Below are 12,602 nucleotides of genomic sequence, written 5' to 3'. Positions count from 1 at the left end.
GGCAAGGGTGCCGCCGCCATGTCGGAACCAGGCGAGGCGGCGCAATCCGCACCTGCGGCGGTACCCCCGGACGCGCCGGCCGGCGCTCCGGCCCGCAATACGTATCGCCATGGCGACCTGCGGCGCGCGCTGCTCGATGCCGGCATGGACCTGGCGCGCGACGGCGGCCCGGATGCGGTCGTGCTGCGCGAGGCCACGCGGCGTGCCGGCGTGGTGCCCAATGCCGCGTACCGGCACTTCGCCAGCCGCCACGACCTGCTGCAGGCGGTGCGCTTCGCGGCCTTGTCGGCGCTGGCCATGGCGATCGAGGCCGATCTCGCCGAGGTCGACGGGACAGCGCCGCCAGCGGATGCGGCGCGCGCCAGCCTGCGCGCGGTCGGCACCGGCTATATGCGTTTCGCCCTGGCCGAGCCGGGGCTGTTCCGCACGGCCTTTTCCGTGCCGGGCGAACTGCGCGGCGTGCCCATGCCGGCCAGGGAAGGCGACAGCGGCCTGAACCCGTTCGAGCTGCTGGGCGCGGCGCTCGACAAGATGACCGCCGCCGGCCTGCTACCCGCTGCGCGCCGGCCCGGCGCGGAATACCTGGCGTGGTCCGCGGTGCACGGCCTGTCCATGCTGGTCATCGACGGGCCGCTGCACTTGCTGGCGCAGGCGCCGGGGCAGGCCTACGACATCGGGCAGCGGCTGATCGACATGGTGGAGACGGGCCTGCAGGGCGAGGGCGGCGACCCGCGTTAGCGCTGTACCGCCCACCGGCGCCGGGTACCCGTGGCCCGTCACGCCTGTCCGGCTGCCGTTGGCGCGGCGCTCCGGTGCAACAGGACCGGGACCGACTTGGAGGTCGGCGTATTGCATCCGTCGGCTACGCTGCCCAGTGGCACCAGCGGATTCGTCTCCGGATAATAGGCGCCGATGCATCCGCGCGGGATGTCGTACTCGACCAGAAGGAAGCCATCGGCGCGGCGCTCGATATTGTCTTCCCAGACCGTGGTCATATCGATCCATTCGCCGGCCTTCAGGCCGAGCATTGCAAGGTCGTCGCGGTTGATGAAGACGACGCGCCGCTGGCCGAACACGCCGCGATACCGATCGTCGAGCGCATACACCGTGGTGTTGTACTGGTCATGCGACCGCGTGGTCATCAGCGTCATCAGCCGTTCCCCGTACGCCTCGCGCGCACGCGCGATGGGCGAGTCCGGGGTCAGTGCATTGACCAGGAACACCGCCTTTCCCGAGGGCGTGTGCCACTCCCGCTCCCGCGCGGGCACCCGCAGGTGGAATCCGCCTGGATGCGCGATGCGCGCGTTGTAATCCTCCGGCGGGCACGCCCCGCCGGTTGTCGCAAATCCTCCGGCACCAGCTTTTGGCGCCAGCGCCAGGCTATCCAGCGGTATGTTGGTGGCCACCGGTGTCTCGCTGTTCCTCGTGCGAGAGGTTCCCCTTCGCGTCCTATACTCAGTCACGAAGGGATGCGGCAGTGGTATGCGTGAGGCGATCGCGAGTTCAGCGGCACGCCTGGCTTTTCACACCGACTACAAGGTCCGAGGGGATTGCCATGTTTCTCTATGAGAAATTGCCATTGTTTGTGTTTGAGATAGAGGCATGTGACAACCTGAAATACGTGCCCATGTGTCTCCGCTTCAATCTGGATTTTTACGGATACACATTCTCCCTTTTGGAATGGCAAGCCCTTCCCGTCGAGGCCCGTGAGGCGCTCGCCGGTTTTCCACCCGCCACGGCCGGCAACGCGGGTGATTTTGCCTCCAGCCTCCGGGACATCATGCAGAAGCACCTTAACAAGGTGCCAGAGACATTCCCGCCGGATGCTCAGGCGGCATGGCTCCAGGCTTCGAAAATACCTGACTCGGTCCTGGCGCAGTACGCCTTGGCCGAACTGGCGCCGATTACCGGGGAGGCTTGGTCCGGGCTTTCGATCCTCAAGCGATATGTGCTGACGAAGATGTCCCTGAGAGGGGTGAGGAACCATTGCTTTGTTCCCGCGCTGCTGGAGTTCGGGCTGGTCAGGTCAGGCATCGCAGATGCATAGACCGTGCTTCTGGCCCGGCACGGGCGACTCGTGATTCCAGATTCCCGATTCCCGATTCCCGATTCCCGGTGGGCGTGACCTGCCGGGCAGCGGCGGCCGACGCTGCTGCAGCGGAGCCGATGCGGAGAAAGCGGTTTTTCCTTGCTTCAAATATCGGCTGATGGCCAGCAGTGATTTGACCATCCGGGACATTCAATTTACATTTCGGGAGAGTCAGCGAACCCACGATTTCGGCAATGGCCTACTATCTCCGCAGTGCCAGTCTCACCCACTATGTCGAGGTGGCGCGCGCCGTCGGCCTTGATCCCTATCAGCAGCTAAGGGCGGCGAAGATCAGCCGTGCGGCGCTGCTGGATCCCGACATCCGGCTGGCGGCCGGACTGGTGGGGCGGCTGCTGGATATGTCCGCCAAGGCGGCCCGGGTTGACGACTTCGGCCTGCGCATGGCCGAGTTGCGAGAATTCTCGAATCTCGGGCCACTCGCCTTCGTGGTGCGGGAGGAGCCGACATTGCGCCGTGCGCTGGACTCCATGGTCCGCTATATGGGCCTGCAAAACGAAGCGCTGGCCATGCGCGTCGAAGAGTCCGAGGGCATGGTGATGATCCACCTGCAGGTCCTGAGTGACGAGCCCGGTACGCTGCGCCAGGCCACGGATCTGGCCGTAGGCGTGGTGTTCCGCATGCTGAGCTTGTTCCTGGGCGCATCGTGGCGTCCGCGCAGCATCTGCTTCACAAGCGCCGCGCCTGCCAGCACGGCCACGTACCTGCGCGTTTTCGGCATGCCGGTGCAGTTCAACCAGGACTTCGACGGCATCATCTGCGTGGCGTCCGACCTGGAGTCGCCCTTGCCCTCCTATGATCCGGTGATGGCGCAGCAAGTGAAGCAGTATCTCGGCACGCTGCTTGCGCAGGCCAACACCACCATGCCCGACAAGGTGAAGAAGCTGGTCTACGCCTTGCTCCCGTCCGGCGTCTGCTCGGTCGAGCGCGTGGCGCAGTTCCTCGGCGTGGACCGCCGCACGGTGCACCGGCGTCTGGCGCAGGAGGAGGCAACGTACTCCGGCATCGTCAACGACGTGCGCGCCGGCCTGGTGATCCCGTATATCGAAAACCGCGGGCGTCCGCTTTCGGAGGTGGCCACGTTGCTGGGTTTCTCTTCGCTGAGCGCGTTCTCGCGCTGGTTCGGCGGCCAGTTCGGCTGCAGTGTTTCGCAATGGCGGGCGCAGGCGCGGACCGTAAGGCACGGGGATGCCGGCCAATAGATCTCCGTCCGTTTGTGCGGTGCCCATGCACGGCGTTTGCGCCATCGCCCTGGGCGGCCCCGCCTGCAAGCAAAACGCGACCGCACGGGTGTATCACTGTTGATACAGCGTAGAAGTTATCCGTTTCGCCGACGCGTTTCGCGAGTGCTGTTTTGCCCGCAAGTAAGATTTGCAATAAGCCGGAACGCAAACTAAGGTTGTGATCTCGGAGTAGCGTGCAAGGCGAAGCGCGGGGCTGAGGAGAACGGACATGGCAAACGCGAAAAAGGCGGCTGAACACGAGCAAGCCACCGGGGACCGGCTAGGCAACAAGGAATACCTGAAGGAACTCCGGCGCTTGCATATCGAACTGGTCAAGCTGCAGGCATGGGTGCTGGCGACCGGCTGCAAGGTCTGCATCGTGTTCGAAGGCCGCGACGGCGCGGGAAAGGGCGGCACCATCAAGGCCCTCACGGAGCGCGTGAGTCCGCGCGTGTTCCGCGTGGTTGCCTTGCCGGCCCCCACGGAGCGCGAGAAGAGCCAGATGTACGTTCAGCGGTACATCTCGCACCTTCCCGCCGCCGGCGAAGTGGTGATCTTCGACCGCAGCTGGTACAACCGCGCTGGCGTGGAGCGGGTCATGGGATTCTGCTCCGAGGAGCAGGCCGAAGCGTTCCTGAGGGCCGTGCCCCTGGTCGAGAAGGCCATTATCGGTTCCGGTGTCATCCTGTTGAAATACTGGCTTGAGGTAAGCGAGGAGGAGCAGACGCGCCGCCTTGCGTCGCGCATCGACGATGGCCGCAAGACCTGGAAGCTCACGGATATGGACTTGAAATCCTACAGCCGCTGGTATGACTATTCCCGCGCGCGCGACAAGATGTTCCTCGCCAGCGATACAGACTACGCGCCCTGGTACGTGGCCAACTCGAACGACAAGCGGCGCGCCCGCCTCAACATCATCAGCCACGTGCTGGACAAGATTCCCTACGAGGCCGTGCCGCACAAGAAGGTGAAGCTGCCGGCGCGGCAAAAATCCGGCGGCTACAAGGAGGCGGATTATCCTTACAGGCATGTCCCCGAGCGGTTCTGACGGCGTCGGCCTCCGGACTGCACCCGGTTCGCGCACCAGCGCCCCCTTGATGTCAGCACCAGCGAGATCATCATGCCGGACGATTCCATCCCGGAGCCATCGCTGCCCGCCCGCGTGACACTGCGCGACGGGCGGCAGATTCTGCTGCGCCAGATCGGCGGACAAGACAAGGCAGCCCTGCTGGCCGCCTTCCACCGCCTATCGGTGGATTCCCGCTATACGCGATTCATGGCCTCCATGCGGGAACTGCCGGACGCCATGCTCGAATCGGCAACCCACCCGATGCCGGAGCGCGAGTTCGCGCTGGTGGCCGTCACAGGCAATGGCGAGGCAGAGGTCATCGTCGGCGGCGCGCGCTATGCCGCGGGTCCTGGCAGCGAGGTCTGCGAATTCGCCGTGACGATCGACGACAACTGGCATGGGCTGGGACTGGCGCGGCACCTCATGCAAACGTTGATTGGTGCCGCGAGCGCGCGGGGATACCGATGGATGGAGGGCTTCGTGTTGTCTTCCAACCATTCCATGCGCGGCCTTGCGCGCCGGCTCGGCTTCGACGATACGCCATGCCCCGACGATGCCATGCTGCGCGTGGTCAAGCTCCGGCTTGCGGTGCCGGCCGGGGCCGGCATCGCCCCTGGATAAGCCGCGGCGCGCCAGCCGCGCACAGGCCTGAGCGCGAACTGCAGCACGAACCGGTGGCGCGGGGTCGCGCGCAACGAGGGGAGCCGATCGATGAGCATACTGGACCTGCTGCGCCGGCGCGAGCCGGGCGCGCACGAGCAAGGCAAGCGCGACAAGCGGAGCAAGCACGAGATTGCCGAGATGACGGAGCGCGTCCTCGGCCTGAGTCCGCGCCTGCGCCTGGTGCCGCACTACCAGAAACGGCTCGGGCCGAAGATCGGGCTGGCGCTGGACGTTGTCCGCGGGCTGGCGGCGGGCCTTCCTGCGCCGCGCGAAGCCAGCGCGGTGGCGTGGGGATCGGATCCCTACATCCATGCCTTTTTCGGTACGGCGCACGATGTGGAGCTTGCCTTCAGCCGCTCAGCGGACCTGCGCGAGTTCTTCGAGCACGCACCGGACGCGCGGGAGGCCTATGCGGTGCTGGGCATGGCGATGGCCGAGCGGCACACGCTGGGCGTCGCGCTGGAGGGAGACGTGATGCGCACCGATGTGCAGCAAACCACGATCTGCTTCAGCGATCACCAGGTGCGGATCTGTGGCCGGACTGACGCCGGGCTGCGCGAGGAGATCGTGCGGCGAATGCTGGATCAGCTGGCGCTGGAGGGCCTGGCCCGGTTTGCCGCCGGCATGTCGCGGCGCAATGTGATCGAACGTGAGCTGGAGCTCCTGAAGGCGCGCTTGCATCTGCTGGAGCGGCGGGGCACCGGTATGCGCTCGGTGGTGGGGGGCGGTAGCGAAGTGGCGCCCGCGGAACATGCCAGGCTGCGCGAACAGATCGAGGAAAACGCTCAGGAACTCGCCCGGCTCGGCGTGGCATCCGATGCCCTGGAGCGCCAGATCGACGGACTCGGCGAAGTGTTCGAGGAGGCGGGTTCGCGGTTCTCCCTGGAGCACCGGAACATCCGCCTGAGCCGGATGAATGTGCTGCTGCCGGAACAGAGCACGGCACCGGGCGATGCAATCGATCTGCAAAGCGCCCGGGTCCCGGGCGATCCGCCGCTGGTGCGCACCTTTGCCCTGGTGCGCTTTGCGCGCGCCGGCATGCTGTCTCCGATGTCGCTCCTCGATGAAGCGGAGCGCCTGTTGTAGTGCACGCCCCGGATGCGCGCCGCAAGACCGGTCGAACAGTTCGCCGCGGCATGCTCTGCGGTCGCACTTGTGGATGGATCGCTGCCTGTGCGCTGGCGGTGACACGGCACACCTGTTTGCGCGAAACACGGCATCGAAAAAATGCAGTACGAGAATTCGGCAAGAAGCACGAGAATGATCTAAAACACACATGAGGGCGAGGGTCCCCAGGAAAAGCGGAGCCATGAGCTCCACGGGGCTCATCGATTTTCGGCAAGCGCAGATGGAGCCCCGCGGCGAGTTGACGCACCGGCACCGCGCCCTGCACCGCGGCGTACGGCAGAAAAGAAGTGATTCCACAGGATCTTGGGGGTGGGAGTCGTGATGAACAATAAACAACGAAGCTATCGCTACGTTTGCCTGTTGCTTGCGACTATCCTTGTCGCCGCCTGCCAGAAAGAGAAGCCACCACCTCCCGCCGCGGTCGCGACCGAGGTGGGCATCGTCACGGTGGCACTGCGCGACGTCCCGGTGGTGTTCGAGTTTGTCGGCGAGACGCAAAGCTCCCAGCAGGTCGAGATCCGCGCCCGCGTCAACGGGTTCCTCGAGCAGCGCCTCTACACAGAAGGCTCGCTGGTCAAGAAGGGCGACCTGCTGTTCCGGATGGACCAGAAGCCATTCCAGGCCGCGCTGACCGCGGCGGAGGCCGAACTGGCGCAACAGCAGGCCCGGCTCAGCACGGCGCGCGCCAATCTCAACCGCGTGCGGCCGCTTGCCGCGAAGAATGCACTGAGCCAGAAGGACCTCGACGACTCGGTCGGGCAGGAGCAGGCGGCCGCGGCGGCGGTCGAGGCGGCCCGCGCCAATGTTGTCAACGCCAAGCTCAATCTTGGCTATACGACGATCACCTCACCGGTGAATGGCTTGTCCAGTTTTGCGAAGAGGCAGGTCGGCTCGTATATCGACCCAACCAATAGCCTGCTGACCTATGTGGCGAAGCTCGATCCGATGTGGGTGAATTTCAGCCTGTCGGAAAACGAGGTGCTCCAGTCGCGCTCGCAGCAGCAGTCCGGTTCGCTGAAGCTGCCGGAGCGCGGGGCGCTCGAGGTCGAGATCGTCCTGGCCGACGGCACGGTGTACGGCAGCCGGGGCAGGATTGCCTTTGCCGACGCGTCGTTCAACGCGGATACCGGCACGTACCTCGTGCGCGCCGAAATGGCCAACCCGCAGGGCTTGTTGCGTCCGGGCCAGTTTGTCAGGGTCAGGCTGATTGGCGCGCAGCGGACCCAGGCGGTCGCCGTGCCGCAGGAGGCGGTGATCCAGGGCCAGCGCGGCGAGTCGGTCTGGACGGTCGACAAGGACAACAAGGCGCAGTCTCGCGTGGTCGAGGTCGGCGAGTGGTCGGGCGACAACTGGGTGATCCGCTCGGGCTTGCGGCCCGGTGACATGGTGATTGTGAATGGCGCCACCCGCCTGGCGCCCGGCGCCCCGGTGAAGCCAGTCCCGGCGGCAGCAAAGGGTGGGGCGGGCGCGCATGCCGCCAGCGCTCCCGCCGCCGGCAGCGAGGGTCGCAAGCCATGAAGATCTCCCATTTCTTCATCGACCGGCCGATCTTYGCWTCGGTGCTGTCSATCATCATCGTGGTSGGCGGRCTGGTKGCSATGTTCAAYCTGCCGGTGGCSCAGTTCCCGGASATCACGCCGCCGASCATCACCGTATCGACCACCTATCCTGGCGCCAGTGCCGAGGTGGTGGCGCAGAATGTCGCGGCGCCGATCGAGCAGCAGGTCAACGGCGCCGACAACATGCTCTACATGTCGTCCACGAGTTCCTCCACGGGGAACATGACGCTGACGGTCTTTTTCGAGATCGGGACCGACCCGTCGCTGGCGCAGGTGGATGTCCAGAATCGTGTCAACCTCGCGCTTCCGACGCTCCCGGACGCTGTCACGAAGCAAGGGGTTTCCGTGCAGAAGCGGTCCTCGGCCTTCATGATGGTCATCGCGGTCWACTCTCCGGATAACAGCTACCCGCAGAACTTCGTCGACAACTACACCAATATCTACGTGCTGGATGCGCTCAAGCGTATCCCGGGGGCCAACCAGGCATCGATCTTCGGCACGCCGGACTACGCCATGCGCATCTGGTTGCGACCCGACAGGATGGCGCGGCTGGGCATCACGGTGGATGACGTCAAGAACGCCGTCAGCGCGCAGAACCAGCAGTTCTCCGCGGGGCGCATCGGGCAGGCGCCGACGGCCGGCCCGGTCAAGCAGACCTTCCCGGTTGCCACCAAGGGCCGCATGACCGAGCCCGAGGATTTCGAGAACATCATCCTGCGCGCGGCCTCGAGCGGAGCGGCGCTGGTGCGGCTCAAGGACATCGGCCGGGCGGAGCTCGGCTCGAAGGACTATTCCCTGCGCAGCCGCTACAAGGGCAAGACCGCGACGCTGCTTGCCGTGTACCAGCAGCCGGGAGCCAACGCGCTGGCGGTGGCCGCCGGGGTGAAGAAGACGCTTGCCGACCTCAAGAAGAGCTTCCCTCCGGGCCTGCAGTACGAAATCGCCCTCGACACCACCGAGTTTGTCCAGGAATCCATCAACGAGGTGATCCACACGCTGGCGGAGGCGGTGATCCTGGTGATCCTGGTGGTCTATCTCTTCCTGCAAAGCTTCCGGGCGACGCTGGTGCCGATCCTGGCGGTGCCGGTGTCGATCATCGGCGCCTTCACGGCGATGTCGGCGTTGGGCTTCTCCGTGAACATGCTCACGCTGTTTGGCATGGTGCTGGCCATCGGSATCGTGGTGGACGATGCSATCGTGGTGATCGAGAACGTCGAGCGSAAYATGGTGGAGTTCAAGATGCCRCCCAAGGAGGCSGCCAAGSMCGCCATGGACGAGGTCGGTGGTCCGGTGGTCGCCATCGTGCTGGTCTTGCTGGCGGTCTTCATACCGGTGGCGTTTCTCTCGGGCATCACCGGSCAGCTCTACAAGCAGTTCGCCATCACGCTSGCSGTTTCCGTGCTGCTGTCCGGCGTGGTGGCACTGACGCTKTCMCCGGCSCTGGCSGCCATCCTGCTCAAGCCCGGCGAGCATGAGAAGAACCGGTTCTTCCGCTGGTTCAACAAGTCCTTCGACCGGATGGTGGAGGGGTACGGCAGCACGGTGCAGCTGGTGATCAAGCGGGTCGTCATCTCGCTGAGCCTGGTTGTCGTGATGATCGTCGTCAGCGTCTTGATGTTCACCCGCATCCCATCGTCCTTCCTCCCGGTGGAGGACCAGGGCTATCTGCTGGGCGCGGTGATCCTGCCGGACGCGGCGAGCCTCGACAGGACCAGCGAACTCTCGAAGCGGGCGGAAGAATGGCTCGCCCGCCAGCCCGGCGTGAAATCCGTGGCGACGCCGGACGGCTATAGCCTGATCGATTCCCAGAACAAGACCAACGCCGGCACGCTGTTTGTCACGCTCAAGGGCTTCAAGGAGCGCGGGAAGGGCGAGAGCGCCGAGGACCTGATCGTCAAGGCCACCCGGGAATTCTCCACGTACCGGGAGGGCCTGGTCATCCCGGTCAATCCGCCCTCCATTCCCGGACTCGGCGCCACGGGCGGCTTCGAATTCTGGCTGCAGAGCACGGGAGACGGCACGTATCAACAGCTTGAAGACAGGGTACGTGCCTTTATCGCCAAGGCGCGGCAGCGCCCCGAGTTGCGTGGCGTCAGTACCACCATCAATACGCGCTCGCGCCAGTTCCTGGTCGATGTGGATCGCGAACGCTCGGAAACGCAGGGGGTGCCGGTGGAACAGGTCTACTCGGCGCTGCAGACCATGTTCGGCTCGCTCTATGTCAGCCAGTTTCCCAAGAACAGCCGGCTGTTCCAGGTCATCCTGCAGGCCGAGCCCGAGTTCCGCTCCCGGCCGGAGGATATCGAAAAGCTCTACACGCGCAACGCGAAGGGCGACATGGTGCCGATCAAGGCGGTGACGACCTCGCGCTATGTGGCCGGCGCCGATCTGGTGACGCGATTCAATAATTTCCCGGCGGCCAAGATCACCGGCGATGCGGCGCCGGGATACAGCTCCGGCCAGGCCCTTGCCGCGATGGAGGAGGTGGCCGGCGAGGTGCTCGGCGAAGGGTATAGCTATGGCTGGAGCGGGCAGGCCTTCGAGGAGAAGAAGGCCGGGTCCACCGCCACCATGGTGTTTGGCTTCGCCCTGTTGATGGTGTTCCTGATCCTGGCCGCGCAGTACGAGAAATGGTCCCTGCCGCTTGGCGTGCTGCTCGCCGTGCCGTTCGCGCTGTTCGGCGCGCTGGTGGGCATCCTGATACGCGGCATGGAGAACGATGTGTACTTCCAGATCGGTCTTACCGTGCTGATTGCGCTGGCGGCGAAGAACGCCATCCTGATCTTCGAGTTCGCGGTGGAGATGCTCCACAAGGAGCACCTCAGTCCGTATGAGGCGGCGGTGAAGGCCGCCAAGCTGCGCCTGCGGCCGATCATCATGACGTCGCTGGCCTTCATCCTCGGGTGCATTCCGCTGGCGATCGCCTCCGGCGCGTCCGCGGCGAGCCGGCGCTCGCTCGGGACCGGGGTCATCGGCGGGATGCTGGGGGCCACGGTCATTGCCATCTTCTTCATCCCGATGTTCTTCTGGGGCCTGGAAGCCAGGGCGGCCAGGAAGGCCGCGGGGAGCGCGCCGGCGGCGCCGGCGCCCACTCCCCGTCCGGAGACGCCGGCATCGAGCGGAGGGGAGTCATGAAACCCGCCCGGAGGCGGCAGCTTGCCGCGGCCGGCGCGCTCGTGCTGGCGGGCTGCGCGGTCGGGCCGGACTACCAGCGCCCGGCGCTGGACGTGCCGGACGCGTACCGCTTTGCCCAGTCCGGCGCCGACGCAAACGCCGACGCAAACGCCAACGCCAACGCCAATGCCAGCGCCAATGCCAGCGCCAGCGCCAGCGCCAATGCCAATGCCAATGCCAATGCCAACGCGATCCCTGCCATCGACATGCACTGGTGGACCCAGTTCAACGATCCGGTGCTTGACGACCTCATCGCCAAGGCGCTGGCGCAGAACAAGGACATCCTGATCGCGCTGGCGCGTGTCGAGGAATACTACGGGCGGCTGATGTCGACTCGCGCCGGGCTCTTTCCGCAGGTCGGCGCGGAGATCGGCGGTGGCCGCCAGCGTCTGGCCACCGGGGCGGGCAACGTCGTACCTGTCAATAATCCGTTCAACCAGGTGCGGGCGGACGTATTCGCTACCTGGGAGATCGACCTGTTCGGGCGGCTCCGGCGGCAGACCGAGTCGGCACGCGCGCAGTGGGTCGCCACCGGCGAGGCCAGGCGGAGCACCCAGGTCAGCGTGGTGGCGGCGGTAGCCACGGGCTACATCAGCCTGCGCGACCTGGACAACCGCTTGCTGATCGCCCAGCAGACGCTGGCCAGTCGGCAAGGCGCGCTGACCTTGTTCCAGCAGCGCTTCGAAGGCGGCGTGGTGTCCGAACTCGAGGTCAGCCAGGCGCAGTCGGAATACGCGTCGGCGCTCACCTCCGTGGCGCTCTACGAGCAGCTCGTCGCGCAGCAGGAAAACCTGCTGTCGGTCCTGGTCGGCCAGAATCCGGCCGACATCCAGCGCGGCAAGTCCATCGGCGAGCTGACTTCGCCCGAGATTCCCGCCGGGCTGCCGTCGGCGCTGCTTGAACAGCGTCCGGACCTGCTGCAGGCCGAACAGCAACTGATCGCGGCCAACGCGCAGATCGGCGCGGCGCGCGCCGAGTACTTTCCCACGATCTCCCTGACCGGACTGTTCGGCGCGGCAAGCACGGCCTTGTCCGGCTTGTGGGTGGGCTCGGCGCGCACGTGGTCATTCGCGGGCGCCGTGAGCATGCCGATCTTCACTGCCGGCGGCATCGCGGGGGATGTCAAGCAAGCCGAAGCGCGCCAGCAGCAGGCGCTGTTCGCGTATCAGCAGGCGATCCAGACGGCCTTCCAGGAAGTCGCGGACGCGCTGGTGGGGGTGCAACGCACGCGCGAGCAGCGCGCGGCGAAGGATACGCAAGTGGACGCGCTGCAGCGCTATGTGTCGCTTGCGCAGGATCGCTATGAGGGCGGCTACACGAGCTACCTCGAAGTGCTGGATTCCCAGCGCGCGCTGTTCAATGCGCAGCTGGACCAGTCAAGCCTGCGCGGCTCGGAGTTCGGGTTGATGGTCTCGCTCTACAAGTCGCTGGGTGCCGGGTGGCCGCTGCAGCAGGCCGACACACTGGCAAACGGCAAATGAGCGAGCCCGGGGCAGTTGCAATGAAGGAGTTGTCATGAACACGTGGAACAAGCGCCTGGTTTGCGCTGCCGTCGCCGCCATGGTGCCGCTCGGGGCGCTGGCGCAATCCAAGCCGATCGCCTACCCGGCCAAGGGCCAGAGTTCGCAGCAGCAGCAAAAGGATGACGGAGCGTGCTACTCGTGGGCAAAGAGCAATAC

General features: G+C 65.7%; 9 protein-coding genes and 1 pseudogene. 9 read left to right on the top strand and 1 reads right to left on the bottom strand.

Annotated elements, in window-relative coordinates; genetic code table 11:
• Positions 1-18: 18 nt before the first annotated feature.
• Complete coding sequence (locus AC1DK4_RS05580; RefSeq protein ID WP_441614744.1) at positions 19-738, top strand: TetR/AcrR family transcriptional regulator; 720 nt, start codon at positions 19-21, stop codon at positions 736-738.
• A 38-nt stretch (positions 739-776) separates the two neighbouring features.
• Here AC1DK4_RS05580 and AC1DK4_RS05575 read toward each other — a convergent pair.
• Positions 777-1,313, bottom strand: a pseudogene (locus AC1DK4_RS05575) (molybdopterin dinucleotide binding domain-containing protein); the annotation flags it as partial.
• 242 nt (positions 1,314-1,555) lie between these two features.
• Between AC1DK4_RS05575 and AC1DK4_RS05570 the strand changes: the two are divergent.
• The 8 genes from AC1DK4_RS05570 (at position 1,556) to AC1DK4_RS05535 (ending at position 12,404) form a co-directional block, all read left to right on the top strand.
• A complete protein-coding gene (locus AC1DK4_RS05570) occupies positions 1,556-2,047 on the top strand; it encodes a nitrate reductase associated protein (protein WP_441614469.1) in 492 nt (163 codons plus the stop codon).
• 236 nt (positions 2,048-2,283) lie between these two features.
• Positions 2,284-3,309, top strand: a complete 1,026-nt coding sequence (locus tag AC1DK4_RS05565) for an AraC family transcriptional regulator (RefSeq protein WP_441614467.1) — start codon at positions 2,284-2,286, stop codon at positions 3,307-3,309.
• Positions 3,310-3,559: 250 nt separating this feature from the next.
• Positions 3,560-4,378 carry a polyphosphate kinase 2 gene (gene ppk2 / locus AC1DK4_RS05560; RefSeq protein WP_441650417.1) on the top strand — a complete coding sequence of 273 codons (819 nt, stop codon included), beginning with the start codon at positions 3,560-3,562 and terminating at the stop codon, positions 4,376-4,378.
• Between the two features lie 72 nt (positions 4,379-4,450).
• Entirely contained in the window at positions 4,451-5,020 is a 570-nt protein-coding gene (locus tag AC1DK4_RS05555; RefSeq protein ID WP_441614463.1) for a GNAT family N-acetyltransferase, read from the top strand.
• A 90-nt stretch (positions 5,021-5,110) separates the two neighbouring features.
• Complete coding sequence (locus AC1DK4_RS05550; protein WP_441614461.1) at positions 5,111-6,148, top strand: hypothetical protein; 1,038 nt, start codon at positions 5,111-5,113, stop codon at positions 6,146-6,148.
• A 363-nt stretch (positions 6,149-6,511) separates the two neighbouring features.
• Complete coding sequence (locus AC1DK4_RS05545) at positions 6,512-7,708, top strand: efflux RND transporter periplasmic adaptor subunit (protein WP_441614742.1); 1,197 nt, start codon at positions 6,512-6,514, stop codon at positions 7,706-7,708.
• Complete coding sequence (locus AC1DK4_RS05540; RefSeq protein WP_477131432.1) at positions 7,705-10,884, top strand: efflux RND transporter permease subunit; 3,180 nt, start codon at positions 7,705-7,707, stop codon at positions 10,882-10,884. Before AC1DK4_RS05545 ends, AC1DK4_RS05540 begins: the two co-directional genes overlap by 4 nt.
• A complete protein-coding gene (locus AC1DK4_RS05535; RefSeq protein WP_441614457.1) occupies positions 10,881-12,404 on the top strand; it encodes an efflux transporter outer membrane subunit in 1,524 nt (507 codons plus the stop codon). The genes AC1DK4_RS05540 and AC1DK4_RS05535 overlap by 4 nt, the downstream gene beginning before the upstream one ends.
• Positions 12,405-12,602: the final 198 nt, after the last annotated feature.

Source organism: Cupriavidus sp. 05N38 (assembly GCF_056397345.1).
This window is presented reverse-complemented; position numbering and strand designations above follow the sequence as displayed.